At 46.3% G+C, this 26,879-nt stretch carries 32 protein-coding genes; 7 read left to right on the top strand and 25 right to left on the bottom strand.

The window, feature by feature from the left end; genetic code table 11:
• Positions 1-45 precede the first annotated feature (45 nt).
• Entirely contained in the window at positions 46-654 is a 609-nt protein-coding gene (locus ACHKAR_RS19165; RefSeq protein ID WP_395419001.1) for a DUF1684 domain-containing protein, read from the bottom strand.
• A 64-nt stretch (positions 655-718) separates the two neighbouring features.
• On the opposite strand from ACHKAR_RS19165, the gene ACHKAR_RS19160 reads away from it, so the two are divergent.
• Positions 719-1,900 carry a thioredoxin family protein gene (locus tag ACHKAR_RS19160; RefSeq protein WP_395419000.1) on the top strand — a complete coding sequence of 394 codons (1,182 nt, stop codon included), beginning with the start codon at positions 719-721 and terminating at the stop codon, positions 1,898-1,900.
• Positions 1,901-2,048: 148 nt separating this feature from the next.
• Here the strand turns inward: ACHKAR_RS19160 and ACHKAR_RS19155 are convergent, their stop codons facing one another.
• From ACHKAR_RS19155 to ACHKAR_RS19075, 17 genes are all read right to left on the bottom strand, one after another.
• On the bottom strand, positions 2,049-2,651 hold the full coding sequence (locus ACHKAR_RS19155) for a MarR family winged helix-turn-helix transcriptional regulator (RefSeq protein WP_395418999.1): 603 nt from the start codon (positions 2,649-2,651) through the stop codon (positions 2,049-2,051).
• 63 nt (positions 2,652-2,714) lie between these two features.
• Positions 2,715-2,948: a thioredoxin family protein gene (locus tag ACHKAR_RS19150; protein WP_159581365.1), complete on the bottom strand. Its 234-nt coding sequence runs from the start codon at positions 2,946-2,948 to the stop codon at positions 2,715-2,717.
• 173 nt (positions 2,949-3,121) lie between these two features.
• Positions 3,122-4,381, bottom strand: coding sequence for a chloride channel protein (locus tag ACHKAR_RS19145; RefSeq protein ID WP_395418998.1), 1,260 nt, complete (start codon positions 4,379-4,381; stop codon positions 3,122-3,124).
• A gap of 144 nt (positions 4,382-4,525) precedes the next feature.
• Positions 4,526-4,990, bottom strand: a complete 465-nt coding sequence (locus ACHKAR_RS19140; RefSeq protein ID WP_395418997.1) for a hemerythrin domain-containing protein — start codon at positions 4,988-4,990, stop codon at positions 4,526-4,528.
• 24 nt (positions 4,991-5,014) lie between these two features.
• Positions 5,015-5,626, bottom strand: a complete 612-nt coding sequence (locus ACHKAR_RS19135; protein ID WP_395418996.1) for a hemerythrin domain-containing protein — start codon at positions 5,624-5,626, stop codon at positions 5,015-5,017.
• Entirely contained in the window at positions 5,581-5,736 is a 156-nt protein-coding gene (locus ACHKAR_RS19130; RefSeq protein WP_395419620.1) for a hypothetical protein, read from the bottom strand. Before ACHKAR_RS19130 ends, ACHKAR_RS19135 begins: the two co-directional genes overlap by 46 nt.
• Before the next feature lie 4 nt (positions 5,737-5,740).
• A complete protein-coding gene (locus ACHKAR_RS19125) occupies positions 5,741-6,184 on the bottom strand; it encodes a hypothetical protein (RefSeq protein WP_395418995.1) in 444 nt (147 codons plus the stop codon).
• The gene (locus ACHKAR_RS19120) at positions 6,181-7,044 is read right to left on the bottom strand and encodes a tryptophan 2,3-dioxygenase family protein (RefSeq protein WP_395418994.1); all 864 of its coding nucleotides are present in this window, start codon (positions 7,042-7,044) and stop codon (positions 6,181-6,183) included. Before ACHKAR_RS19120 ends, ACHKAR_RS19125 begins: the two co-directional genes overlap by 4 nt.
• A 39-nt stretch (positions 7,045-7,083) precedes the next feature.
• Positions 7,084-7,449, bottom strand: coding sequence for a group III truncated hemoglobin (locus ACHKAR_RS19115; protein ID WP_395418993.1), 366 nt, complete (start codon positions 7,447-7,449; stop codon positions 7,084-7,086).
• Complete coding sequence (locus tag ACHKAR_RS19110) at positions 7,449-7,907, bottom strand: cytochrome C (RefSeq protein ID WP_395418992.1); 459 nt, start codon at positions 7,905-7,907, stop codon at positions 7,449-7,451. The genes ACHKAR_RS19115 and ACHKAR_RS19110 overlap by 1 nt, the downstream gene beginning before the upstream one ends.
• Positions 7,904-8,206 (bottom strand): hypothetical protein, encoded by a 303-nt coding sequence (locus tag ACHKAR_RS19105; protein ID WP_395418991.1) that lies wholly within the window; start codon positions 8,204-8,206, stop codon positions 7,904-7,906. The genes ACHKAR_RS19110 and ACHKAR_RS19105 overlap by 4 nt, the downstream gene beginning before the upstream one ends.
• A gap of 5 nt (positions 8,207-8,211) precedes the next feature.
• The gene (locus tag ACHKAR_RS19100) at positions 8,212-9,213 is read right to left on the bottom strand and encodes a cbb3-type cytochrome c oxidase subunit II (RefSeq protein ID WP_395418989.1); all 1,002 of its coding nucleotides are present in this window, start codon (positions 9,211-9,213) and stop codon (positions 8,212-8,214) included.
• 33 nt (positions 9,214-9,246) lie between these two features.
• Positions 9,247-11,025, bottom strand: coding sequence for a cbb3-type cytochrome c oxidase subunit I (locus ACHKAR_RS19095; protein WP_395418988.1), 1,779 nt, complete (start codon positions 11,023-11,025; stop codon positions 9,247-9,249).
• 58 nt (positions 11,026-11,083) lie between these two features.
• On the bottom strand, positions 11,084-11,563 hold the full coding sequence (locus ACHKAR_RS19090) for an RrF2 family transcriptional regulator (RefSeq protein ID WP_370519061.1): 480 nt from the start codon (positions 11,561-11,563) through the stop codon (positions 11,084-11,086).
• A gap of 47 nt (positions 11,564-11,610) precedes the next feature.
• Entirely contained in the window at positions 11,611-12,258 is a 648-nt protein-coding gene (locus ACHKAR_RS19085; protein WP_395418987.1) for an MCP four helix bundle domain-containing protein, read from the bottom strand.
• 4 nt (positions 12,259-12,262) lie between these two features.
• Positions 12,263-12,481 carry a hypothetical protein gene (locus tag ACHKAR_RS19080; protein WP_395418986.1) on the bottom strand — a complete coding sequence of 73 codons (219 nt, stop codon included), beginning with the start codon at positions 12,479-12,481 and terminating at the stop codon, positions 12,263-12,265.
• A gap of 10 nt (positions 12,482-12,491) precedes the next feature.
• The gene (locus tag ACHKAR_RS19075) at positions 12,492-12,899 is read right to left on the bottom strand and encodes a GreA/GreB family elongation factor (protein WP_395418985.1); all 408 of its coding nucleotides are present in this window, start codon (positions 12,897-12,899) and stop codon (positions 12,492-12,494) included.
• A gap of 201 nt (positions 12,900-13,100) precedes the next feature.
• Between ACHKAR_RS19075 and ACHKAR_RS19070 the strand changes: the two genes are divergently transcribed.
• Together ACHKAR_RS19070 and ACHKAR_RS19065 are read left to right on the top strand one after the other, a co-directional pair.
• Complete coding sequence (locus ACHKAR_RS19070) at positions 13,101-14,216, top strand: sensor histidine kinase (RefSeq protein WP_159581353.1); 1,116 nt, start codon at positions 13,101-13,103, stop codon at positions 14,214-14,216.
• Entirely contained in the window at positions 14,213-15,544 is a 1,332-nt protein-coding gene (locus ACHKAR_RS19065) for a sigma-54-dependent transcriptional regulator (protein WP_159581351.1), read from the top strand. Before ACHKAR_RS19070 ends, ACHKAR_RS19065 begins: the two co-directional genes overlap by 4 nt.
• A gap of 18 nt (positions 15,545-15,562) precedes the next feature.
• On the opposite strand, the gene ACHKAR_RS19060 is transcribed toward ACHKAR_RS19065, so the two are convergent.
• Positions 15,563-16,078 carry a GNAT family N-acetyltransferase gene (locus ACHKAR_RS19060; RefSeq protein ID WP_395418984.1) on the bottom strand — a complete coding sequence of 172 codons (516 nt, stop codon included), beginning with the start codon at positions 16,076-16,078 and terminating at the stop codon, positions 15,563-15,565.
• A 115-nt stretch (positions 16,079-16,193) separates the two neighbouring features.
• On the opposite strand from ACHKAR_RS19060, the gene ACHKAR_RS19055 reads away from it, so the two are divergent.
• Together ACHKAR_RS19055 and ACHKAR_RS19050 are read left to right on the top strand one after the other, a co-directional pair.
• Entirely contained in the window at positions 16,194-16,541 is a 348-nt protein-coding gene (locus ACHKAR_RS19055) for a DUF2179 domain-containing protein (protein WP_395418983.1), read from the top strand.
• Between the two features lie 15 nt (positions 16,542-16,556).
• A complete protein-coding gene (locus ACHKAR_RS19050) occupies positions 16,557-16,754 on the top strand; it encodes a DUF2179 domain-containing protein (protein ID WP_395418982.1) in 198 nt (65 codons plus the stop codon).
• 3 nt (positions 16,755-16,757) lie between these two features.
• Here the strand turns inward: ACHKAR_RS19050 and ACHKAR_RS19045 are convergent, their stop codons facing one another.
• From ACHKAR_RS19045 to ACHKAR_RS19020, 6 genes are all read right to left on the bottom strand, one after another.
• Positions 16,758-17,066: a hypothetical protein gene (locus ACHKAR_RS19045; protein WP_159581345.1), complete on the bottom strand. Its 309-nt coding sequence runs from the start codon at positions 17,064-17,066 to the stop codon at positions 16,758-16,760.
• Positions 17,067-17,175: 109 nt separating this feature from the next.
• A complete protein-coding gene (locus tag ACHKAR_RS19040) occupies positions 17,176-18,180 on the bottom strand; it encodes a pirin family protein (RefSeq protein ID WP_395418981.1) in 1,005 nt (334 codons plus the stop codon).
• 46 nt (positions 18,181-18,226) lie between these two features.
• The gene (gene cysM / locus ACHKAR_RS19035) at positions 18,227-19,105 is read right to left on the bottom strand and encodes a cysteine synthase CysM (RefSeq protein WP_159581341.1); all 879 of its coding nucleotides are present in this window, start codon (positions 19,103-19,105) and stop codon (positions 18,227-18,229) included.
• Between the two features lie 3 nt (positions 19,106-19,108).
• The gene (locus ACHKAR_RS19030; RefSeq protein ID WP_370519060.1) at positions 19,109-19,945 is read right to left on the bottom strand and encodes a serine O-acetyltransferase; all 837 of its coding nucleotides are present in this window, start codon (positions 19,943-19,945) and stop codon (positions 19,109-19,111) included.
• Positions 19,946-20,042: 97 nt separating this feature from the next.
• A complete protein-coding gene (locus ACHKAR_RS19025) occupies positions 20,043-20,966 on the bottom strand; it encodes a polysaccharide deacetylase family protein (RefSeq protein ID WP_395418980.1) in 924 nt (307 codons plus the stop codon).
• Positions 20,967-21,045: 79 nt separating this feature from the next.
• Positions 21,046-23,418: an ABC transporter permease gene (locus ACHKAR_RS19020; protein ID WP_395418979.1), complete on the bottom strand. Its 2,373-nt coding sequence runs from the start codon at positions 23,416-23,418 to the stop codon at positions 21,046-21,048.
• A gap of 591 nt (positions 23,419-24,009) precedes the next feature.
• Here ACHKAR_RS19020 and ACHKAR_RS19015 point away from each other — a divergent pair.
• Both ACHKAR_RS19015 and ACHKAR_RS19010 read left to right on the top strand, forming a co-directional pair.
• Positions 24,010-25,650 carry an amidase gene (locus ACHKAR_RS19015; protein ID WP_395418978.1) on the top strand — a complete coding sequence of 547 codons (1,641 nt, stop codon included), beginning with the start codon at positions 24,010-24,012 and terminating at the stop codon, positions 25,648-25,650.
• The gene (locus tag ACHKAR_RS19010; RefSeq protein ID WP_395418977.1) at positions 25,647-26,735 is read left to right on the top strand and encodes an AI-2E family transporter; all 1,089 of its coding nucleotides are present in this window, start codon (positions 25,647-25,649) and stop codon (positions 26,733-26,735) included. Before ACHKAR_RS19015 ends, ACHKAR_RS19010 begins: the two co-directional genes overlap by 4 nt.
• The last annotated feature ends 144 nt before the right edge of the window (positions 26,736-26,879 follow it).

Raw genomic sequence — 26,879 nt, 5'->3', positions numbered from 1 at the left:
AATGATACGAACTCTTCACTGGAGTAAGCCGGAGTACACCAATGTTTAGTGGTCTTCCCAGGCCTTTACACCAGCTTTGACTTCCAGCGTCAGGTCATTTTCGCGTGGGGGTATCGGGCAGTTGTAGTTCGGGCTGTAGGCACAGCTCGGATTATAGGCTTTGTTAAAATCGATCACAAGGGTATTGCCCTCGGGAATTCTCAGGTCCATGTACCGGCCTCCGCCATAGGTCTCAAATCCATTGGTCTCATCCGTGAAGGGTGCAAACAGATAGTCTTTGTATTCTTCAGACTGCTGCAGTTGCAGGCTCTGGTAGAGCGGAAACTCAAATGGCTGGCCCATGAGCTCAAAGCGAGCAATGGCGTACTTCACAAATACCTTTTGCTGCTGCGAGCTGGTAGGGATGGTAAAGGGCTGCTGATTTTGCAGGATTTCCAGTGTGGCTTCTACGCGGTAGGCCTCATTGATGGGGTAAAACTCCAGCCCTTTGAATTTCTTGATTTCTTTGGCTGTCAATGGAGAGCTGTCAGGATCAGAAAACTCTTCATTGAGCTCTTTTTGCCACTGGCGGATCTCAGCTTCGTGGGTAGATTGGGCCAGGGTGGTGAGCCCATAGCCTAGGAAAAGCGCGCAGATCAGATATTTTACGTTCATGTACATTGCGTGTGAGAGCTATCTTTATTTCACTTATTTTTAGGTTCAAATTACATACTTTCTTATGAGTAAATCATTTTTTTTCTCTGCATTTGTCCTTTTAATTACCCTTTGCGCTGCTGCGCAGGGCGGGGTGAAATTCAGCGATCTGTCATGGGCTGAGGCACTGGATCAATCCAAAAAGTCCGGGAAACTGATCTTTCTGGAGGGGTATGCGGACTGGAGTCAGCCCTGTGCGATTCTCGAGAAGTACACTTTTACGGATAGGGAGGTTGGTGCTTTTTTCAATTTCAACTTCATCAATATCCGCATGGATATGGAGGATATAGCGGGTGCTGTGCTGGCCGAGGAGTATGAAGTGAGCTCGTTTCCGGTGTTGTTGTTTCTGGATGGCAATGGAGAGGTCGTGCATCGTGGATGCGGGGCTGTAGAGACTGATGAGTTGATGACCTTGGGCAGGGCCGCTCTTGGGGCTGGTAGCCTTTCCGAAATGGAGCAGCATTTTGAGGATGGGGAGCGTTCGTTAGATTTTTTGGTGGACTACTCGCTCATGCTGGCCGACGCCTGTCTAGATCGGACGAAACTGGTGGAGACGTTTTTTTCAGAGTTGCCCCATTCCAAATGGATGGAGGAGAGTGCCTGGGCCATGATCAACCTGAATGTGTCGGATCCTTACAGCGAGCCTTTTCAGTACCTGATAGCCTATCACGACATGTATGGGCTTAAGTATGGAAAAGATACCGTAGATCAGAAGATCCATGACGTCATGTTAGATCAGCTTATCGCCATCTATGAGGGTGAGGACCTCACATTGTTTGCCACGCAGGCACTACGGCAGCTGATGTCCGAAGTGGATTTTGATAAGAAAGGTGAGTTGCAATCGCTGGTGAACCTGAAGGCGGCTGACCTCAAAGCCAACTGGCCGGTGTATGCTGAGAATGCAGTAAAAGTAGTACAGGAGCAGCAAGTGGAGGATCCTGATCAGCTGAACGAGTTTGCCTGGAAATTTTATCTGTTTGTGGATGATGAGGCACACCTCAGCCAGGCCAAAAACTGGATGCGAGGTGTGGTGGATCGTTACCCGAGCGCCACCTATTACGATAGCTATGCATCCCTTCTTTTCAAATTAGGTGAGAAAAAGGAAGCTGTGAAATACAGCGAAAAAGCACTGCAAGCAGCGGAAATTGAACTGGAAGACCTTATGTATTACAAAAATCAGCTGAAGTTTTTTACAGAAGGGCAATAAACATTGCCTGCGTATCCTGTTGCTTCTTCTTTCAATAGGGAAGTCGTGAAAGACAATAGTGGATCAAAAAGTATTCTGCAATTGTTTTGAACTACTGAAGTGCTTTCACAAAGGTTATCGAAAATCCGACGCGAGTTATTTGCTGGGTTTAATGAATAGATACATGTTCAGAGCAGTCGATACGAAGTTCTTGATCCGAGAGCTTCTTTTGAAGCAGGTGACAATAATGATCCTCTTGTCGTGGCTCATGGTATTTACATGAAAGACACATCCTGTTGAGAGATATGATGCCAGCAGATTGCAGGTTCGAAATAAGATCCAGCAAACTCCTTAATAAGATGCTTTTTTTTTCTTCTGACAGACGCTCGATGGGTGAATGGAGCGGGTTAGCGAAGAAGGAAACCTTCTCGGCTACTTCTTTTCCATGTGTGGTAAGGTCAATGATGTAGCTACGTGCATCTGTTTCTGTCGTTTTTGAGATTAACTCTTTCTGCTCCAATGCTTTCACAGCGTCGCTGATTGTGGCTTTGGTGACGTTCAATTCGGAGGCGAGTTGTTTTCCCTTTCGCTTGTCTGGAGAATGAAACAAACAAAAAACCAGTATTTGCACCTGAATCGGCGTGAGTCCATGGGTTTTACTATCCTCCCATAGGAGAACTTTGAAAGCTTCTGATATGCGCTCTAATGATACAATGATCTTGCTTTCTACATTCTGCAGCTGATAGGTGGTGTCAAAAACGGAATTGGCCATACGAATGAAGTTAGGAGCCGTATGTAAACATAGGACTCCTAACTATTAAAGACAAAAAAATGATCAGCCTTTTACATCAGCCATGCTTGCGCCAAAGTTGATGTGTAAAACATGGCCATTTGGCGTCACCAATGCAGGGACGGATTTCACACCGATTTTTTCGGCATCACCGATTTTTGTTTTGTCTTCACCCAAATGGATTACTTCAACTTCTTTGGGATTAAGTAGGTTGAGGATGTCATGTTCTGCGCTGACACAAACGGGACATCCCGCATGATAAAAGATGGATTTACTCATTGCTTAAGAGATTTTAGAGTGTAGCGATATTGCTAGTGCTAATATAGTAAGGAATCCTAACTAATAAAAATTGAGACACAAAGTTCGTGGGATGCTTCAGTGTTTGAGAATGCCCAAATGCGATAGTGGTCGATTTTGTGATACAGGGGATTCTGTGAATCCAGTTATGTGCTTTAAGCGCTCTTGTGATTTTTGCTTTCTTCCATTTGAGAGGAGATAAAAGGAGTTTTAGGTGCCAGAAAATATCCTGTCAGGCTGGCAAACAGAATGGGGATGAAATAGGAAAATCCCGTGAGTGAGGCCAGAAGGATGGTCGTGCTCAGTGGTGTACGGGTGACGCACACATTGACGGCCGCCATGCAGCTGATCACTGTCAGGGAAATACTCACTCCGGGCATGAAGTGGTGGATGATGAGGCCAAGGGTGGCCCCCGTGAAGAAAAGCGGAATGATAAAGCCACCTCTCCATCCGGAGGTCACTGTGACTGAAATGGCGAGAATCTTAAATAGTAGGAGGAGTACTAAAAACGATAGTGTAAACTGGCCCTCCAGCAAGTGGTTTGTTTGCTCATGCCCAAAGTATCGGGTCAGAGGAAAATAGAATGCAATGGTCCCAAGAATGATCCCTCCGATGAGTGTTTTTACATAAATAGGGAAGGCTGTTTTTTGAAAGAGTACTTTCAACCCTTTGGTTAAAAAAATAAACCCCCAGCCCACGGCCGTGGCAAACAAGGCAAAGAACACTGCCAACGCAAAATCGAATTTGTCGGCTATTTCGTAGGCAGGGAGATCCCAAATGGGGCCGAGGCCCAGGTGAACCACAAAGGCAAAGATGACGTAGCTGAAACAGCTGGCCACAAAGGCGGGGATGATGGCCTGGTAGTGTTCCACCACATGTTTGTGATGGAGTATCTCCAGAGAAAAGAGACTGCCACCAAGTGGTGCTCCAAAGAGTGCTGTGAATCCTGAGGCCATACCAGCAATGCTGAGTGAGCGCAACTCTTCTCCTTTCAGGCGGAGCATTTTCCCCAGCCAAGATCCCGTGGACCCTGTCACCTGTACGAGGGGAGCCTCAGGCCCCAGACTTCCTCCAGATGCCACACACAGGAGTGACGAAAGAATCATGGAGGGGTTGTTTTTAGGGTCAAGTTTACCCTTATTGAATCGGATGTTATTGACAATCAGCTGGATTTCTCCCGGATCCCCGATGAAGTGGATGATGAGTCCTGCAAGTAGGCCTGCACCAGCCATCAGCGGAATGACCTGCCAACCCTGAAAGATGGATAGTTGATGTGTGAGAAACTCCAGGGTAATCCAGTATACACCGGCGATGAGCCCACCCACCAGGCCTAGAAATGCCCAGAGCAGGAACATCCGACTGAATACGAACGGATTAGTAGAGCTGGCACCTTCCAGTATGCTCGCTTTATTCAATAACTTTCTTTTTCCCTTTACTTCCACTTGGCCAATGATGAGTGAGTAATCTGTACTTCAGTATTTGAAGGCAAAAGTGAGAAAAATGAAGTGATTCAGCGGGTTTTGCGTGGAGAAATCTCGCCAGGCCGACCGAGCCTGATTTTATTCCCAAAAAGGGTCACTCGTGTTTTCTTCATAGGGCAGTTCCTGATGAAGGATTGCCGGGAGTTCAAGCTGGTGTTTGGAGATCTGTAGTTGAATCTCCTGAAAGAGCACCCGCTCCTCAAATCTGATGTGACTTTCGAGTTCTTCTTCTATCCGGCTCAGGTTCTTTTTGAACTCATGCTCATCCGTGAACAATCTTTTGAGTCTGCGATGCTCGGCTAGCGCTTTCTTTACTGAAGGATGATCCATACCCAAAATAGGGAAGAGGTGCTGTTCTTCCAGGGAGAAGTGGGGGCTGATGTGCTGTTGGAAATACCAGTCTGTATAGCGCTTGATCCGCTTCAGTTCTATCTGCTTGCGAAAACCCATTCTTATTTTCCAGCAAAGGAGCAGGCTGTGATGATGTTCGTGGCTGAGTGGCTGAAGAAACTTGTGTCTTTTTAAAGGCTTTGTAGATTGCATTTTGGGGTGTTTTAATTATGAAATTTAGTTGAGGCTGGCCTCCATCGCAATGGATTTCGGAAACAAAATATTGTTTTCCAGATGGATGTGAAGATGCAGGTCATCTTCAAATTCCTTGAGCATAGCGTACGTTACCTTGTAGATATTACAAGCATCAGCCGGAGGAGTGTATCCATTGCTTAGCTCGTGGATGGTTCTAAATCGGTTTCCTTCATTGTCGTGTTCGTGCATCATCATTTTTATTGGGTTTTTCACTGTTCCGAAATGAGGTGGAGTGATTTTTTCGCCGCTGTTTTTGGTCTTCATCATTTTTCGAACAAAAGGAAAAAGGATAAACTCTTCTTTTTTCATATGAACAGTAAGCTCTCCGGCTGAGGCATTGAAATGCCTGGTGATTTCAAAAAGCTCGTGATGATGTGCTCCATGTACCGCGCATAGTTTCTCCAGATATTGTTGTAAGATTGGAATGGTTTCATCCACATAGCGATGGTGTTTTTTTTCGATATAGTCTGCAAGAAGATCAATGGGCCAAGATTGATAATCGATGGCTCTTCCTGTGTGATTTTGTTTCACTTGCTCCAGTTCTTGAATCAAGTCCAGAGGATTGATGTTTTTTGAGGCACAAACATCAGACAATGACCGATGGCCATTGCAGCAAAAATCGATTCCATGTTTTTCGAAATGGCGGCAAAGTGATAATCTTCTGCAACTATTTCACCGATCGTTTTATTTATTGTGTTTTCCATGATTTTATGGGGTACTCTTAAAAAGTTTGATTCCGAAAATGAAGAGACATACAACCTTCACCACTTCCATTCCTACATAATAAAAATGTGTGTTGGATGCGCCAACTTCCTTACCATCGATGAGCATTTGTGCACGGATGTCCAGGGCTGGAAGTAGCCTGAAGGTTTGAGAAATAAGTAAGATCAAGACAATGAAATAAGGAGTGTTGATCTTTTGAAATAATTGGTCTTTTGACCAAAAAATGCTGATGATCACGCTTAAGGCAAAGACCCATTCTATTTTATTCAGTGCATCAAACACCAGCCGGCCTATGCTCAGCCCGATGACCAAAGTGACACCCTCAGCCTGAAATTTGAGCCATGCTTCCATAAAGCTGATAGCACACACAAAGCCGATCCAAAGAAAGACGGAGGCTACCGTGACGGGATGTTTTACGGTTGTACTCATGATGTTATGTTTTTATCGAGATCAGTCTTACGCGGTTCTGCCCAGTCATATATTTCGCTTTTGTCCCAAAGCGATGGAAAAAAGCTCCGCTGCTGATGCCGTGGATGGAGGTATTTTTTCCAATCAGAACCTCCTGTAGCTGGTTTGTTTTCTCCCCGGCTATCCAGGTAATGTTGGGCCGTGTCCAAATGTACAAGTGGCCATTTTACGTTGTACAAGTAGTCGAATGTTTTGAGCTTTTCTTCTATAGCAGGATTAGGGTTAGGGAGGTTTAAAAGTTGATCTTCCAATGTTTTTCCACGAACGTTTGTAGCCAGAGAAATGAGTTCTTTTTCGTATTTCTCTTCGAAATCAAGAAGGGTTGGCGTTTTTTTGCCGGTTTGATGATCGTGACCGGCTTCTTTCCAATATAAGTATTCAAAACATAGGGCTACTGAAGGAGAGGCCCCCAGATCGATGGTGATGTTTTTGCTCAGCAGATTGGTAATACGTGTGCAGTAGATTTCGATATATCTGAACTGAACACTCTGGAAGCCACTGGCAGGAGCCAACTCTTTACGGAAACGGTTGTACTCGTTGTGGTCCATGCCGTGTTTCATAATCGCAAATGACGAGATCAGTAATTCCGTGTACCGATTGATTCGATCAACTTTGATACCCATTGCATCTGTGGAAAATGGGTTTTCTACTAACTGTTGAAGTTCATGTAGGATCATCTTAAACACCAATTCAGTTACCTGATGATACATAATAAAAACCGCTTCATCGGGGAGATTGGTTTTGGGATTTTGAAGGGAAAGCAAGGCTTCCGTTTGAATATAGTCCCAATAGGAGGTAGTTGAATGGTCAGTGTGAGTCATAATAGCTAAGGAGCATGTATTGGATATTTGGCCGGGTTTTTATTTACGATAAGCGATTTTCAGTTGGAACATTTCTGCCATCTTGATTGACCGCCATTTGGCTTCTTCGGCCTTCTCTCCGCTGAAGTGCTCATCAATAGTTTCGTGAAAGAGGCTGAGCCATTGTGTGAAATGGGTTTTGTCTATAGGCAAATTGGCGTGAGGAGCAAACGGGCTACCCAGGTAAGTGTGCTCGCCCAGTAGTACGGTTTGCCAAAAGCGGTACATCTTATCCATGTGATGTGGCCAATTGTTGGCAATGCGCTCGTCGAAAATAGGCGCAAGGAGGGGGTCTGCCTTTACCTTTGCGTAGAAGTTATCCACGAGCAGTTTTATGTCTTCGAGTTGTAGTATTTCAGTTTTCATTAGAAGAACGATTTGTAAAATTCGGGTGTGGAATACATGATAAAGTAGAACAGCGCAAACCCAATGAAGCCAATAAGGAGCGCCCAAACCCATGCTGGTATGCCCTTGGGTGTTTCTGATCCTGCGACTACAAATTCATCTCCATGTTCGCTTCCATAGGCATTTACTGTGATGGCCACCTGATTATCCACCACTTCATTAGGTTTGAGTCCTACAACTACTATTTCAGGCCCGTTGCGCACCTCAAAGGGAATTTCTTTAATGCCTTCCACATTGCTTGATGATTTGGCTACAATTTTCAGGAGATGTGGGCCATCAGGTATTTTGGTAGTGTCGAGGCTGAATTTGACTGGAGGTTGGAATTGGGCAAAAGCCTTAGTTTCATCATCCAGGAATAGCTTGATGATTCGCTTACCTTCTTTTGGGTCGCTATCTTTTGTCTGAATGTGTTTTGTCATACCAGTGTTTCAGTATTAAGAGATGTATTTACCACAATATGTTTGATGTGCTCGGGCCGGTTTTCTTGAGGTTTGACTAGCAGTTTGATGCTGTAGAAAAGTGTCAGTGTCACGATGATGATCCCGATGATAATGATGAGGTAGTCCCAATCACTTTGCGGTCCAGTACCGTGGGTAATATTCTGTAGCGGCTTGGGTTGGTTTTGCTTACAAAGCTCGCAAGCGAATGCCTGACCAAATGACCCTGCAATGAAGAGCAAAAGCAATACGATGTGTTTTGTTTGAAATACAAGTTTCATTGATGTTACTGGTTTAGATTCATAACATACGCTCGAATTTGTTTTACCTGATCCACCGAAATGGCAGGAGCCTTATTGCCCCAGCTGGATCTTTCGTGATTGACAATGGCAGCTATTTCCTCATCACTGAGCATGTTGGCAAATCCGGGCATTTGTGCATACTCAGAACGAGCGTCATACCCCTGAAGAATGATGCGTACGAGTAAATCAGGATCTTTGTCATTTACCACCGGGCTACCAGCAAGAGGCGGAAAAGCACCAGCCAACCCTGTGCCTTCTGCCTGATGACATGCCGCGCAGGTGGCCATATAGAGCTGCTGCCCATCTGGTAATTCACTTTGCTGATCGAACGTTTCTGCGATTTTCTCCTTTTTAGCTGAAGGAATGAATGTGATAGGTTGTTCGCTCATGAGGCTGGCCTGCTTGAGCGATTGCAGATATGCTACCAGGTCGAGTGCTTCTTGTTTAGCGACTATTTCTACTCCTTTTTTTCTGTACTTGGCTGCTACGGGCACTACTTCATCGTTTTCTGAAACTTTGGTTTTTTCCTCGAATAGCCACGGATAAGAGGGCATGATGGAGGCTTGCACTACCAATCGAGGATTGTAGAGATGGAGCAGGTGCCAAGCCGCTCCTGGTTGTCGTTCTCCTATACTGGTGAGATCGGGTCCGGTACGTTCACTGCCCAGCAGAGAGGGCGATTGACGCCAGATATCCATGCGCTGTTTGCTGTAATAATAGTCTGATGGAATGGACGGACGGTTTCCCCAGGTTTTGTCCATGGAGATGTTCCGTACCTGTTGGGTATGGCAGCCGACACAGCCTTCTTTCACAAACACCCTTAATCCGTTTAACTCAGCTTCGGTCATGGGTTTCATGTCAGGAAGTGGCTGGGTATTTTCCTGCATTTGATAAGCGGGCAGTATGGCCACTCCCGTACTCAGAATGAGAAAGCCTAAGAATGAGAGGAGCACAAGGCTTTTATGATCTTTATGAAAATTAAACATGCGCTATGGATTCGGTTTGCTCTGATTTATTGTCTAAAATGCTTGCGTTGGCGCTCCTTTTTTATGTTTCACCATATAATAAAAATTGAAAGCGAAGAGGAGATGCGACAAAAACATAAGTGAGCCGCCAATGGCCCTGGATACCCAGTAAGATTTCATCATAATGATGGATTCTATGAATGGAATACCTTCCACCCAGCTCAGTCCTTTTAATGTGCCACCGGCCATGAGCGAGATCATGTAGGCGAAAAGACCTATGAAAGCCAGCCAAAAATGTGCACCGACCAAAAGCTGAGGGGGTTCATTGCCCGTGATGCGCGGCAAAATGGAGTAAATGCATGCCCACAGGATGAATGTGATAATGCCGTACATGGTCATGTGTGAATGAGCCACATTGAAATCTGTGAAATGCCAGATGTAATTAGTGAATCGAAAGGCTTGAAAACTGCCCTGTGTAGAGCCTACGAAATAGAACACTACACCAACCAAAAAGAAGGGGAGTACATAGCTTTTAGAAATTTGGTGCCAGCTTCCTTTCATTGTCATCAGGAAGTTGGTGGTGCCAGCCACTACCGGGATAAACATGCCAGCACTAAAAACAATGGCCACTGTTTGCAACCACCAGGGCAAAGGGCTGAACACAAAATGATGCGTACCAATCAGGGTGTAAAACAACATCTGAGTCCAAAAAGCAAGCACACCCAGCGAGTAAGAGTAGATGGGTTTGTTGAGTGCCGCCGGGAGGTAATAATAGGTGAGTCCTAGGGTAAATGTCATAAACCACATACCCACGCCCTGATGCATATAATATCCTTGAATGACCGTTTCGCCAAGCCCATTTTGAAAACTTGGAAAGTATCCGATCACAGCCAAAACGGTTGTCCAGATCATTGCTCCAAGTATGTACCAGTTTGAAACGTAGATATCACTGATTTTTCGGGAGGCGATGGTTTTATAAAAATTCCAAAAGTTGATGACCAATCCCAGCGCAAACAGCGACATAATGGGCCAGATATACTCTCTGTATTCACCACCACCATTATTGATGCCAGCCATCAGACTGAGGGAGCCTAGCAATACGGCCAGGTTGATGAGAGTGAATGCATACCAGCCCCACTTGTAGTTGTGGATGCGCACGTTGCTCGTGCGAGCCACGACATAATATCCAAGACCAAACATGGCAGAAGATGCCCAACCCCAGAATACGGCGTTGGTATGTACGGGGCGCAAGCGACCGAAACTCAGCCATGGAATTTGATCCATCTCTGGCCAAATGAATTTCATGCCAAGATATTGACCAACGAGTGTACCGAAGACCAACCAGAAAACCGCGGCTCCTAGATAGAAAACGATCAGTTTTTTGAGTTCTGAGGGAGTGTTTAATGACTCGCTCGCTCTCTTTTTTTCGTCAGCCAATGGACTACCGGGTTCATGAGTCACTTTTCTAATGAGCCCCTTCTCATCGGCGGCATGCGTGTCTCCGGCTAATTCATTGCCTTTGAGTTGGTAGGCAAAACCCTTCTTTCGTTTCTCTAAGAGAAGATCTACCTCATCGCCAGTCATGTTGATAAGTTCCTCATCGAGTGCCGCCTTAAGGCGCTTCTTTTTTACTTCACTAAGGTGGTCGATATAGCCATTTAAACGGAGGAGGACGATGGTGACACCCAAAATAAGGACAATGGCAACCAACACCAGCGTGCCAATGATTCCCGGGCTTGTTATCCAGTTGGTGGTGTTGATGGTGTCTGACTGTGCCATAAGGCATGCCGGACTAAGTGAGATCAATAGGGTTGCAGCTTTTTTCAACGTCATTGTATTCGATAAATAGACCTTTTTATCCTATATATTTTTATTTTTTATTTTTTTTTCGCTACCGTTTCAAAAACGTGCTTCCGGTTTCCAGCTCAGTGGCCAGTCCAAGGAGGTTCGTGCTTTCGAGCATTTCCCGCAGGTCAGCACGCACCTTGGCGAATTTGTCATGAACAGGGCAGGGTTTAGACTCGTCGCATTGTTTCATTCCAAGCCCGCAACCCTTGTAGATGGAGTCTCCATCTATGGCGTCCACTATCTGGCTTAGTTTCATGCTGTCCAGCTTTTGCTGGTCCATTTCAAATCCTCCGGTAGGACCCATCACAGACTGCATCAGTCCCTTACGAACCAGGTCCTGTAGTATTTTAGCGGTAAATGCCACAGGAGATTCTATCTCCGCAGCAATGCTCTTGAGGCTTGCCCGTTTTCCCTCAAGGGACTGTACCGCCACGTAGATCGTGGCCCGGATTCCGTATTCACATGCTTTTGAAAACATAGTCGTTGCAGGAGACAAATATAGATGTTTTTCTATATAGGACAATTTTATCCTAGTTAAATTTAAACTCATTGAATGGGTTGGGTTAGATGTTAGTTGAGGTTATCAAAATAGGAATACTTGGGAGCTGGAGGTCTGGCCGCAAAGATGATGTGCGTCATGAGTCCGAGAATGATCAGCAGGCCCACTTCCAGGCGTGTGGTTACATTGCTGGACGCCGCTATCCGGTGCGACTGATCAATCAATTTTTGACCCTCGTGAAGTTGAAGTATAGCCAATCCTTCCAGATCTTCGAGTATGATTTCGTACTGTGCCCTGAGTTCTGGATTGAGTAAGTTTCGATGTTCGGCGGAGCTGCTGTAAACGAACTGATTTTCAAACAGCTCGGCTTTCCCCAGGCTGCTCTTGAGCTTTTTCAGCTGAAAAGCTTCATCCATGGTGAGCTTCGTCTCTTCATAGTCGGCAATGAGGAGATTGATGGAGTCATTGATGTGAATCCGGCTCATCATGAGTCTGTCTTCATCTACGTTGAGGAGAATTTTTTTCTGGTAAATTTTCTTGGAGAGATTGAAAATGTGATTCTCAGCCATCAGTCGGTCGTCGTAGATGGTGGTCAGGGAATATTCCAGGTCCAATACGTGCCTTTTGTTCATGATGCTGATGACCAGTACCATGATGAATACTGAAACCATAGCCAGTCCTGCACTTTGTTGTTTGTTGAGGATGTTTTTCCACTTCATAATTTTATTGGATTTTGGTGTTTTCCGGTCCTTTTCTTAACCATTCCCTCAGTCGATCCTGATCGGAGGGCTCCAGGTATCTGAAGGTTTTTCGGTATTCTTTTCTAAATAGCCGTGAGTTGAAACTGAGTTTGCGCAAGAGGATTTTGAAATACTCGAGCATAGTCGTTTGATGTCGATTGCCCTTTTTGCGCGCATTGGATTTTACCTTTTGATCACCCATGTTTTACCTTTTATAGATTAAAATGACCCACAGCCTCGGGCTGATAGAGGACTTCAAGAATTTCGAAGTGGGCTTCTCGGCCCTTGATTTTCCATGAAACCCGATCACCTACCAGTTTGCCGAGCAGGGCGGTTCCGATTTCTGAGAATACAGAAACCCTACGTTCCATCGCATTCGAGTCTCTGGGGTAGGTGATGGTCAGATCTATCTGCCTGCCGGTATGCAACTCGCGCAAGAGAATTCTTGAGTTCATGGTGATGGCGTTCTCAGAAATGTAGCCGGGTTTGAGCATGTGGGCATGCATCAGTTCAGTATAGAGCTTTCTCACATTCTCTGAAGTCTCAGTGGTCAGTAGGGCAAGCTCCTTGAGGGCAAGTAACCGTTCGTAATCAATGATGGTTATCAGTCTTCTGTTCATATAGTGAGTATTTAATTACTGCTGGGGTATGCAGGAAGTGTGCCAGAATAAAAGCTCGATTGAAGGGACTGGGAGTGGGTTTTGATTTATAGTTGTGGGTAATTATTACTCTATGGGTAAAAATTACCCACTTGATGTGGAAATTTTACGAAAATGTTCGCAAGGTTTCAGGAGAGGAGTCGTAGCTTTGTTGATCAAGCTATGAAAGAGAACTCCACGGAATTTCAGCTCAGGGAGCGGGTCAAAGAATTGAATTGTCTTTATGAACTTTCCAAAATTGCATGGGAAGAAGAGAACGATTTGAAAGCCATTATCGCCAAATCTTTGGTGATTTTGCCTAAGGCCATGCAATACCCCGACCTGGCCGAAGTGAGCATGACGATTCATAAAAAGCAATACTCCACCCCTCATTTTTCCGATTGCAAATGGGACATCTCCACGCCGCTCACAGTAGGGGAAAGGAAGTATGGGACCATCAAAATTGGCTATCGGGAGTCGGGAGATATAGCGAGCAAGGCCTCTCCTTTCCTGCAGGAAGAAAGGAACCTTATCCGAATCGTCGGCCGGGAACTTTCGCTGTTTATCAGGCGTGCTTCTGTGGAGGAAGACAAGCAAAAGCTCAAAGCCCAGCTGCAACATGCAGAGCGGTTGGCGTTTGTGGGGGAACTTTCGGCGGGTATTGCTCATGAGCTCAACGAACCGCTTGGAAAGATCCTCGGATTTTCCCAACTACTCAAAAAGGGTGGGGAACTCAATTTTCAGCAAGAGGAGGACATAGAGCGCATTATCAAAGCATCCCTATACACACGTGAGATCATTAAAAAGCTCATGATTTTCTCCAGGCAGATGCCCCAGCAAATCGTGCCTGTCAACCTCAATACCATTGTTTCGAGCACACTGTATTTCATTGATGTTCGCTTTCAGAGCCAGGGTATCAATATTGTAGAGCGGCTGGATCCTAATCTTCCACTGATTCAGGCCGATTCGGTGCAGATGAGTCAGGTGCTCGTCAACCTGATTACCAATGCCATCCATGCGTTGCCGGAGGGTGGTCAGGTGACTGTGAGCACCCGACAAAAGGACAATGCCGTGATACTGGCTGTAAAGGATACGGGTACAGGGATGCCTCCATCTGTGCGAAAGAAAATTTTCGAACCCTTTTTTACCACCAAACCAGTAGGTCAGGGTACGGGTTTGGGATTGTCTGTGGTGCAGGGCATCATAGATTCTCATGACGGCAGTATTCAGGTGACCAGTACCAGGGGCAAAGGTTCAAAATTTGAGATCCGGCTGCCAATCAAACATGTCCAATCATGAAAACAAAAGACTCAGTTCCCCATGAAGTGTTGGTAGTTGATGACTCTTTCGAAACGGTGGAGTTAATCAAACGAAACCTTGAATCTGTAGGCTATCAGGTCTATACTGCCAATAACGTTCAGTCAGCGATAAAGCTCCTGGAGACCATCAATATCGACCTATTGATCACAGACCTGAAAATGCCTGGGGAAAATGGGCTGGCGCTGGTGCGGCATGTGTCGGAAAACTTCAAGTGGGTAGCCATTCTGGTGATCACGGGATTTCCGTCCATTCAGGGGGCGGTGGAGTCTATTAAGATCGGTGCTGAGGAGTACCTGGTGAAGTCGTTTACGGACGAAGAACTATTCAGAGCTGTCGAGAGCGCACTCAATAAGACCAATCGCCGGAAAAAGGAAGGGCAGAACCCCTCCATGCAAAACTTTGGCATTATCGGGGCATCCGATGGAATGATCGGGGTGTTTAATACCATAGCGAAAGCCCGAAGCACCAATGCCACGGTGTTGATACAGGGTGAAAGTGGCACAGGTAAGGAATTAGTAGCGCGGGCTTTGCACTATGGAGGTAGCGACTCTGCTACGCCCTTTGTGCCAGTGAACTGCGGAGGGATCCCCGATGCATTACTTGAGAGCGAGTTGTTTGGGTATGTCAAAGGGGCATTTACCGGAGCAAGTGAAACGCGGGCAGGTTTCTTCCAGACTGCTGATAAGGGGACGATCTTCCTGGATGAAATTAGCAATACGAGTTTGGCCATGCAGGCCAAGCTGCTGCGTGTACTTCAGGAAAAGGAGTTTTACATGGTAGGCTCTAAAAAGTCCCAGAAAGTGAATCTGAGGGTGGTGGCGGCTACCAATGTGGACCTGATGCAGTTGGTCAAGAAAGGCCTGTTTCGGGAAGATCTGTATTACAGGCTGAACATCATCTCCATTGATTTGCCTCCTTTGCGCGAGCGGGGCAACGATATCATTCAGCTGGTGGAGTTTTTTCTCGCCAAATACATACAGGAGCTGGATAAATCAGTCATGCGGTTTTCACCAAAAGCCATCAATGCGCTGAAGGAATACGCGTGGCCTGGCAACGTGAGGGAACTCCAAAATCTTGTTCATCGGCTCGTCATCCTGGCGGATGACACCACCATCGACATACCTGATTTGCCGGAGGCTTTCCGATTTTCAGCGTCTCAGTCAAAGGGACTGGACAGGAAACTCGAGGAGGTGATTCAGGAGTACATCGGTGATGTGCTGGCAGCCAATCAGAACAATATATCCCAGGCGGCTAAGGTGTTGGGCATTGACCGAAAAACGCTGCGTGAGCGGATCAAAAAAGCCTGACGGAAAAGCGGAAGGGGTTTATAGTGTGAGCTTCATGATGATGTCGGTTTGGGCATCGTCACCAAGCTGAAATACGTGGGTGCCAATCTCCTCAAAGCCCATTTTCTCATAAAAACTAAGCGCTTCAGGGTTTTTCTCCCATACTCCCAACCACAGATAGTCCAGTCCTTTTGCCTGTGCCTGTGCTTTGGCATGTTGGATCATTTTCCTGCCAACCCCTCTTCCTTTTTGGTCTGTGCTCACATAGATTCGTTCTATTTCTGCACTTTCGGGGTAGTCTGGTTCAGTCTGAGCTTCGGCGTAGTTGATTTTGTAATAACCAATCATCTCTTCATTCAGCTGGCATTTGTAGAATACCGAGTTTTGATTGAGGAGTTCATTTTTGAAGGACCTGGGATCAAAAGCCTCCTTGATGTAGTGCTGAATATTTTCTGTTGTATTTCGGTGGGCGTAGGTAAGAAGAAAATTCTCTTTGGCGAAGGCTAGTAACTCTTGATGATCTTCTTGTCCGGCTTTTACGATCTCCAGATGCATTGATTGAATTTTTTGAAAGCAAAAATAAGGAACATTTACACAGTGCCTGTCCGGTGCGGGAAATGAAAAGGACTAGTTTTGCCCAATGGGGCAATCACTTGCAGATTTTTTAGGGATGGATCAATCAACTTTTCAATGGGTATTATTGCCGCTGTTGATTTTCCTGTCCAGAATTATGGATGTGTCCATCAACACCATTCGGATCATCTTTATGCTTCAAAGCAAAAAGGCCATTTCCACCTTCCTGGGCTTTTTCGAATCGCTGATCTGGATTTTGGCGATCAGTCAGATTTTTCAGAATATCACCAGCTGGCCCACTTACCTGGCTTATGCTTCAGGGTTCGCATCCGGGATTTTTGTGGGGATGATCATTGAAGAAAAACTGGCCATTGGCAGAGTGGTGGTGCGGGTGATCACCAGACAGCCAGCCAAAGAGCTCATTGAGTATTTCCGGGAAAAGTAGTTCCGATTTTCGAGTGTGGATGCTACTTCAGAGGAAGGGGCGGTGAATATCATCTTCACGGTGATCAAAAGAGAAGCACTTCCGAAAACCATCAAAGTCATCAAAACTTATAACCCCAAGGCATTTTACACAGTGGAGGGTGTCAAAAAAGTGAGTGATGATGAAATACTGGATGAGCGCAGTTTCACCACCAGGCGCATATTCAGGCGCTAAAGATCACCACGAAACGGTCTCAAACCTCCCGATCAGAGTCTCTTTTTCATACAGTGCCTTAAACTGTTCGCAGAGCCGGTCATATTCTGCTTTGTTCTCAGCTATGTGGCCTTCGTATGAGGCTCTGGAGATCCATTTATCAGTAAGTATGTAATGCCCCGTTTCTATGTTTTTGGCCAGGTCCTGCCCCAGGAAGTCGTCGCACGGTTCAAAAAATTTGAACCAGGCTCCATTTTGAGCATACTCTTTTTCAAATTCGGCGGCCGTTTCCGGTTTGCATTCATAGCTCCAGATCAACTGATATATCTTCATGGGTAAAGGGTTTGTCTAAAGCTAATTTTTTTTTCAACCAACGTCAATTCCATTTGGATTTTTTGCAGGAGAAATGTTATTAAATCATTAGATCGTTTGCCATGCAATCCTACATTTCCTCCAAACGACCATCCGCATGTTTAGCGAAACGTCCGCGCTCACGCGGATGAACATGATCATTTTTGGGCCATGGCCATCCACCAAATTGCGTGCGCTGATAGTCCTGAAGGGCTTGCCGGATTTCATCCTGAGTATTCATCACAAAAGGGCCGTACTTAGCCACGGGTTCCCCAATGGGCTTACCCTGGAGCATTAGTATTCTGGTTTCTGATGTGCCACTTTTGAGCGAGACGGTCTCTGAAGGGTTTAGTTCAACGCACTGATGGGATTGTAAGACCTCATCGTTAATAGTCAGGGATTCTCCCTGGTAAAAATAGATGGAGCGATTGACTCCTGCACTTGCTTTGGGTAATTCCCATTCGGCATTGGCATCCATTTTTATGGTCCAGATGGCTACTTCGTGGGCGGGATCAGCTGCCCATGAGTCGGGAGCAGGAGCGGGGGCTTTCACCTCGCCAATGTTTCCGGCCACCACGGTGACGGAGGTTTTTCCATCATCCGATTTGTACACCGGAATTTTCTCGTTCCAGAGCATGGCAAAGTGAGGTTCCACAAACTTGCTCTTTGAGGGCAGGTTAAGCCAAATCTGAAAGAGGAGCAGAGGGTTTTCTTCGTCTTGCTTGAGCAAAGGAAACATTTCGCAGTGATTCACACCTTTTCCGGCAGTCATCCACTGCACATCTCCGTTGCCAAACCGGCCTGCTGCACCCAGCGAATCAGAGTGATCTACCAGCCCCTTGGGTACGACAGTCACAGTTTCAAATCCGCGATGTGGGTGCTGTGGAAATCCTGGCACCGTATCGCCGTGGTACATTCTCCACGCATTGGAAGGGTCAAAATCCTGACCGAGATTACGACCTGAAAGCGATGCATCTGGGCCCATCTGAGCGTTCCCTTTTGGGTAATCATCTTTGTGGTATACACAAAAAAGGAAGGGATCCTGAGTTTCCCATGGGAAGCCAAGTGGCTTTATATTTTTGATGGCTTTGTTCATCGTTTTGTAAAATTTAGATTAGAACTGTGAAGAGCGGATTTTGGTTTCAATCAAACAGTCCGGAGCTCAGGTATCTTTCTCCTATGTCGCAGACAATGAAAACAATCAACCCATGATCGATTTCTTCAGCTACCTGCAATGCGGCAGTGAGTGCTCCACCGCTACTCATTCCTGAGAGGATGGCTTCTTCTCTTGCCAGCCTTCTGGCCATGTTTCTGGCGGCCGTTTCGCTCACATCGATCACTCTGTCTACTCGTTTAGGGTCAAAGATTTTAGGAAGAAATTCTGGTGACCATCGCCTGATGCCTGGGATAGAGGAGCCTTCGGTGGGTTGTGTTCCCACGATCTGTATGTCGGGGTTTTGTTCTTTCAAGTATCGGGAAACCCCCATAATGGTGCCCGTGGTGCCCATGGCGGAGACAAAATGGGTCACCTGACCTTCGGTGTCTCTCCAGATTTCCGGGCCTGTGGTTTTGTAATGCATGCCGTAGTTGTCCGGATTGGCAAACTGATTGAGCATGAAATAACCCTCTTTGGTGGCTTTTTCTTCCGCCAGCTCCCTTGAGTATTCTATGGTTCGTTCGGCAGGGGTGAGAATCACCTCCGCACCATAGGCCCTCATAGCCTGAATGCGCTCCACCGTGCTGTTTTCAGGCATCAGCAGGGTCATGTGTAGTCCTGCCGACTGTGCAATCATGGCCAGCGCAATACCGGTATTGCCACTGGTGGCTTCTATCAGTCGGTCGCCCTTTTTGATGTCACCCCGTTTGAGGGCTTCGCTGATCATGCCAAAAGCCGCCCGGTCTTTGACACTGCCGCCCGGATTTTGACCTTCCAGCTTACCGAAGATTTTCACTCCGGGTTTTTGATTGATTTTGGTAATCTCCACCAGGGGAGTATTTCCTATCAGGTCTAGTAAATTCATGGATCAGGCTTGCTTTACGATGATCAGGTCTGGTTTGGATTCATTGTCTTCATGCATCAGGGCCTGATAATACACTCTCGAATTGGCCGGGATGCTCTTGGTGAGCCATACGTTTCCACCGATAATGGAGTGTTTGCCTATGCGCGTTTTTCCTCCCAAAATGGTAGCACCCGCATAGATGACCACATGGTCCTCAATGGTAGGGTGACGTTTTACTTTAGCGTCTTTTTTATCCACACTGAGTGCTCCCAGAGTTACTCCCTGGTAGATTTTTACGTGTTTGCCGATCACGGTCGTTTCCCCGATTACTATCCCGGTGCCATGGTCAATGCAAAAGTGCTCACCAATGATGGCATTGGGGTGTATGTCTATTCCGGTTTTGCTGTGGGCATGCTCCGTGATGATCCTCGGGATGTTTTTTACCCCCAGGAGCGCCAGCTCATGAGCCAGGCGGTAGGAGGCAATGGCATAAAAGCCAGGATAGGAGCGAATGATCTCTGAGTGATCTGACGCGGCAGGGTCGCCTTGAAACATCGCTTCGATATCCAGCGCCAGCCGATCATAGAGTACCGGAAGACTGGTGAAGAAAGCCTCAATGATTTCCTGCTTGTTGTCTCCGGACAATGATATGTTATTGGTGAGAATACTCTTGAGTTTGGTTTGAAGCTGTTCGAGAATCTGTCCTACTTGCTCTTCAGATTTGGCTGGGTGGCTGGAAAAATCAGGAAACAATACACCGAGTAGATCATTGAAAAATCCAATGATGGATGATGTGGCCGGGATTTTGGTGTATTCCTGATGTGAGTGAAAAATCTTATGGATGAAATTTTGGTCCATCATGTGTCTTTGATTACATAATTAAAACTCGAACGTGGGGTGATGGATTAATGTTTATTTCAAAAAGTCGTGCAGCGCACATTTACGGGGTTTTCAGATTTTATCGATTGTTATACAAGGATAAAATTTCCTGATCAATTTCCGGTTCTATTTTCAACCATTCTGTCGATTTTTCCTTGTCCCACCGATAAAGCCAACTGATGCCCCATTTGCCCAAATAGTAATCCTTGCGCTGGTAGGCCTCATCTTGCAATACTTCTTTCAATGAGGTAAACTCATATCCACGCTGCTTTAGTTCCTGATAGAGGATGCCCATATAGTCGGCATTGATGGCATTGGCATGGCACAGGTAAACGTGGGCAATGTTTCTTCCTATCACCTCTTTGGCTACTTCTTCCATGAAGTCAAACATTCGAAGGGTATGGGCTACATAGGCGGCGCCTGTTCTTTGCATGAGGGAGGTGTCTCCGGCCCGGAGTGCATCCACATATACTGTATTGAATATGTAGTCTGAACCATCCACGGTCACCGGAGCTATTTCATAAGCCCTAGCACTTAGAAAAGCTTCGAAGGAGGCCTTGGTGGTACTGTCCGGGCCTGTATGAAGGTATGGGTGCCGGAAGTATCTCAGGGTTAGTCCACGTTCTTCCATGAGCGCCTTTGTGACCTCCTCACCTTTGATCACATCATTTTGATATTCCTCCAGAGGGGTTCTGGAGAGCGAAGGATGACTATAGGTATGATTGCCGAGCTCGAGGCCCGCATCCAGCCAGGACTTCAAAATGTTTATTCTGGCGACTGTTTCACCAGTAACATCAAGTTTCTTTTCATTGACAAAGCCTACTGCCGGGACACCAAACGTTGCGCAATCAGCGATGATTTGCTGATTGACCGCTATGGTATGCTCCAGAGAAATATAGGGCCCATTGAGGACCAGGTCATCATAGGTGATGGCTACCTTTTTTTGAGCTGCCACCTGGAAGAAGCCCAGGGCGGCAAGCAGAAGGGCGAATGCTTGTTTCATAAGTTAAAGCTAGCGACAAAATATAAAGCAGGGCCAGAAAGCGATTCTATACTCCCAGGCCCTGCTTCTGTCACTTAACTTATTCGTATTTCAGGTTCTCTGCAGGATTGCTGCTGGCGGCCCGCAGCGCATGGTATCCGGTGGTGACCACCGTGATGGCTGAGATGATAACGAGCACCAGAATATAGAGCAGATAATTCATCTCTACGTGGTATTCGAAGGTGTCCAGCCATTCACCCATGAAGTAGTAAGCAAACCCAAAGGCCGGTAAGGCTCCCAATGCGACAAGGATGATGAAATCCTTAACCAGCAGGGTCACCAGACCAGAAACATTGGCACCCAGCACTTTTCTGATACTGATTTCCTTGGTGCGCTGCTCCGCGATAAAAGAAGCAAGGCCCAGGAGCCCCAGGCAGGCGATGAAAATCATCATCACCGAAAAACCAAGGAACAGGCGTCCTCTGAGCTGGTCAGTTTCATACTGCTCCATGAAGTCTTCATCCAAAAAGCTGTATTCAAAGGGCATATTGGGAAATACCTCATTCCAGATAGTCTCTATGCTGCGAATGGAAGCGTTTAAGTCACCACCTACTTTTATCAGCACATTGGAGTTGTTCAGGCTCGGAATAAAGAGAAGTGCTTCAATGGGGTCGTACAGAGATCGTTGGTGAAAGTCTTTGACCACTCCCACGACCTTGTGAAATTTGGTGCTGTCCTGGTCAAACTGAAACTTTTTCCCAATAGGGTCTGACCACCCCATACGGGCCACCATAGCTTCGTTGATCATTACCGCTGAAGCAGTGTCTGTGGGGTAATTGGAAGAGATGTTTCTACCGGCAGCTAGATCAATTCCTAATACCGGCAAGTAATCATAATCGATTCCGTAAGAATCGACACCATACTGTTCCATTGTGCCGTCGTTGGTCTCCACGCTCATGACATTTTTACCAAATCCACGTCCGGGGGAAGTGGTGGAGGTAGTGGCTCCCTTGATGTTGGGGTTTTCCAGTAGTTTGTTTTTGAGTACTGGCCATTTCTCACGAGCAGCATCATTGTCCAATACCAATCTCAGTACCTGATCTTTGTCGAATCCCAGGTCTTTGTGTCGGAGATACTGCATCTGATCGTAGATAATGAGTGTGCCCACCAGCATGAAAATGGAAATAGCAAACTGAATGCCCACGAGGATACTTCTGAGTACTTTGTTGCCGGCGCGGCCTCCCTTTCCTTTGAGTACCACAATGGGCTTGAAGGCTGAAAGATAAAATGCCGGGTAGCTACCACTGAGAACACCTGTGATGAGAAACATGATGCCAATGGCTAGAAGTACACCCGGGGCTAGCAAATTGCCAATACTGAGGTTGGTTTGCAGCTGATTGTTCAGCACGGGTACGAGAATTAGTAGGAGCAGCAGGCTCAGAAAAAGTGCGAAGACTGTGAGCAGAATGGACTCTGTCATAAATTGTCGGATGAGCATGCCGCGCTGAGCACCCATTACCTTTCGGATACCGACTTCCAGTGCGCGTTTCATAGACCTGGCGGTAGAAAGGTTCATGTAGTTGATGCTGGCGATGAGGATCAGGAAGATGGCTACTGCCCCGAAAATGTAGATGTATTTGATATTGCCGAGGGGCTCGGGCTCTCCCTGAAAAGTGGAGTAGAGGTGAATGTCGGCAATATTGATCATCTCGTATCGAATTTTGATACCGAACTGATCAAAGATGACGGCCACATACTTTTCAATGATGTCATTGAGTTTGGCCTCTACGTCAGCAGGGTCGGCTCCTTCGTTGAGTAATACATAGGTGTATATCCCAAATCCGCCCCAGTTTTGAGAATTGTTTCGATCTGCGGTGCTTGCCGAAATCATGGCATTAGGCCGAATGTGGGAATTTTTGGGTACATCAGCGAATACCCCGGTAATCTCCAGACTGTTGCGATCTGTTTTGAGCAGTTGTCCTATGGGGTTTTCTCCCTTAAAGATTTTATCGGCCATGCTCTGGCTGATCACTATGGAGTTGGGGCCCTCCAGTGCGGTTTGAGGGTCTCCGGAGGTCAGATTAAAGTCAAAAACATTGAAGACCGTACTGTCCACCATGAAAATGTTTTCTTCATAGTAGCTGATATCGTTTTTCGAAAATCGGGTGCGTCCGTTTCCGATAAACCTCACATATTGTTCCACTTCGGAAAATTCACTTTTCACAGTTCTACCCAATGGAAGTTGGGTCACTGCCCATCTGAAGGCATTATCTGGCTCCTTGATGTCTGAAGAAATCCGGTAGATGCGATCAGCTTTGGTATGTTGCTGATCGAAACTGACCTCATGGTAGAGGTAGAGTACAATGAGAAGGCTGGACACAATACCGATGGTGAGGCCCAGAATGTTAAGAGCGGCGTAGCCCGGTTGCCTCAGTAAATGTCGGAGGGTGATTTTTAGGTAGTTCTTGATCATGACCTTTAGGTTTGGTTGAGTTAACTGAGAGTACCGACCTAAGGATGCGGAAGTTACATGAGTGGCAGTGTCTTTAGCTTTTTTTAACAAAACAGGGCACATTGTGGATAAGACTGTGCAAAAGCCGGGTATAACCAGGGTATAAGCCTATGGAAAACTGGTGGAAAACATTGATAATCAAAACTTTGTGATTGTAAATATTGATGCTACCTTAGAATTACCAAACGAGGGATAGGAAGCTGAAACGTCAGTTTCTTGGCCAGTAGGGCAAAAGTTAGGTGAACGCTAAGGCATCGCTTAGCGTGGCTCGAAGGTCAATTTTGAAGAAAATTTTGGGGTTTCCCTGGAATAAACTTTAGAGGGCATCCGAACAGTAGTTTGGCATTTGATAGGGGCTACGGTGCCTATGAAATGAGAAGGGCAGGTTTCGCAAGAGGCCTGCCCTTTTTGTTTGACTACTCAACTTTCTTCATCCGCCACCGGCGAAAAATGGATTTCCTGTCTTACCTTTCTTCCTGATCATGTGAAAGAGCAAATAGCTCCTTATTTTGGAGTATGTCTGCTCTTGAAACCCTTCAAATTATCAAAGTCATGAGAAAACTTATTTTCACTGTTATAACCTGCCTGAGTGTATTGGTTGTTCAGGGTCAGCAGGATTCCATTTTTCAGGCCATGAAGCTCTTCGGACTGGATTTTACTCAGGAGGAAGTGGATTCACTACGTGGAGGGTTGGAGGATAACCTTTCGGATTTTCAAAAAATTCGCATGCAACCCCTACCCAACGACCTCCCGTATTCGCTGGTGTTCGTGCCTCCTGTAAACCTCGATTATATTTCATCTGAACAGTTGGAGGTGGATTTTCAGCTACCTGGCCAGGTGGAGATGCCCGCCAAAATAGAGGAGTTGGCATTCTACTCGGTGGCCGAACTGTCAGTTCTACTGCAAACAAGAAAAGTAACTTCACTGGAACTGACGAAGATGTATCTGAGCAGATTGAAGCGATTTGGGGATACCCTGCAGTGTGTGGTGTCGTTGACTGAAGAGCTCGCCATGGAGCAGGCCAAACAGGCAGATGAGGAAATAGCAGCAGGAAGGTACAGAGGCCCATTGCACGGCATTCCCTATGGCGTGAAGGATTTATTGGCGGTAGAAGGGTATAAAACCACCTGGGGAGCTATGCCTTTTAAAGATCAGGAAATCAACTATACTGCCACAGTGGTGGAGAAGTTGGAAGCAGCTGGCGCGGTGCTGGTGGCCAAACTTACATTGGGCGCACTGGCCTGGGGTGATGTGTGGTATGGTGGTGTCACCAAAAACCCATGGAATCTGGAGCAGGGCAGCAGTGGCTCATCCGCTGGTCCGGCTTCTGCAGTGGCCGCCGGTCTGGTGCCTTTTGCCATCGGCAGTGAAACGTGGGGATCTATCGTGTCACCATCCAACAGATGTGGGATCATGGGATTGCGACCCACCTTTGGTCGGGTGAGCAAATATGGAGCGATGGCACTGAGCTGGAGCATGGATAAGCTCGGGCCCATGTGCAGGGATGCCACGGATCTGGCTCTGGTCTTTGATGCCATCAGGGGATCAGATGGCAAGGACCTGGAAGTGCTAAAGGACTACCCATTCAATTATGAGTATGAGGCGGACAAGGTAAAAAACCTTAGGGTGGGCTATTTGAAAGGGATTTTTGAAGCTTCCGGTTACAACAAAAGCAATGATAGTACTACATTGGTTTTGCTCAGGAATCAGGGGATAAAAATGATCGAAAAGGAGCTGCCTGCTGAGATCCCCACAAGCGCCCTCGGATTCATCCTCTCCGCAGAGGCTGCCGCGGCTTTCGATGAGCTTACCCGGAGCAATCAGGATGATGAACTTACCCGTCAGATCATCAATGCCTGGCCAAATGTCTTGAGGAGTGCCCGGTTCATCCCTGCCGTAGAGTACATACAGGCTAATAGATTACGCTATTTACTGGTTCAGCAATTCAATGAGATGATGGCTGATATCGATGTGCTGATTGCTCCCAGTTTTGGCGGTGATCAGCTCCTGATGACCAACCTGACGGGGCATCCGTGTGTAGTGCTGCCTAATGGATCTTATGAAGCTGGAAGTTCGGGAACAATTACTTTGATAGGAAATCACTTTGATGAAGCAAGTATCCTTTCTTTTGCCAGATATTTGCAAGCACTTACACCTTTCGAAGACGAACACCCACAAATGTTTACCCCATGAAGGAACAAACTGATGATATGGCCCGATCACTCCGTGTGATCAAGAATATTTTAGTGGTTTTTTTGGCCATTGTAATTCTTTATTTGCTCAAAATGTTGAGTAATCTATTTGTGCCACTGGCATTTGCATTGTTTTTTGCCATTTTGCTGCAGCCGCTGGTGAGTCTTTTCAAGCGAAAGTTTTCACTGAATGTGAGCGTGGTTTTGACCACCATTTTTTCAGTAATTGCTTTTTTACTCATCGGATTTCTGTTTTACAATGCGGTGAGTGCATTTGTCAGCAACAGGGAAGATATCCTGGCAGGTGTGACTGCTGAGCTTAAACCTATGATTGATCGGGTGACCTCTCTCATGGGCAGTGAGCTGAAGGAAGACGAACTAAAAGAATACCTCTCCAGAGTAGTACCTACAGATCAGGTATTGTCACTTTCAGGGTCTTTTCTCAATACCCTGAGTGGGTTTGCCACGGAGCTCCTCATGACCATTCTATATTTCGCCGGACTACTGGGAGCCATTGCCCAATACGAAAAGGTGATCAACTATATCATGGGCAAAAATGGAGCTGGAGAGGAATCTTCAGCATCGGATACCTTTCGGAGAGTCAAAGATTCAATTAGTATTTATATCAAAGTGAAAACCGTGGTGAGCCTGATGACCGGCCTGGGTATAGGGCTTATTAGCTGGGCTTTTGGTATACAGTATGCTTTACTCTGGGGTATTTTAGGTTTTGTGCTCAACTATATTCCCTATGTGGGATCGCTCATAGCCATCGTGCCCCCGTTGATCATTGGGGGACTGACAGCCACCAGTATTTCCGAGGTGTTCTTTCTGTTTTTAGCGTTGGAAGGCGTACAAATCGTTATGGGCAGCATCGTAGAGCCCAAAATGACGGGAGACTCACTCTCCATCAATACTGTGACTATTTTATTTAGCCTGGTTTTTTGGGCCTTTATGTGGGGAACAGCAGGCATGTTGCTGTCTGTTCCACTGACCTTCCTGATCAAAGTGATCCTTGAACATGTATCGGACGCAGGTTTTTTGGTGAGATTAATGGAGAAGAAGACGGGCGAGCAATTTCGTGATTAACTTTTTTTAATAATTTAGGTAACGGTCTGGTATGCTCTTTGCGGGAGTTAGGTTTTTTCACCTCCTAAAAACCCGTATATGAGCCCTTTTCGAGCCAAAAAAAATACTGCTGCGTTTGTTCTTGTTTTTTCATGTGCCCTCACT

Origin of the sequence: Marinoscillum luteum (assembly GCF_044005705.1) — a bacterium.
In the GTDB taxonomy this organism is placed as follows: Bacteria; Bacteroidota; Bacteroidia; order Cytophagales; family Cyclobacteriaceae; genus Marinoscillum; species Marinoscillum luteum.
The sequence above is the reverse complement of the archived record's forward strand: the minus strand, read 5'-3'. Positions and strand labels throughout refer to the sequence as shown.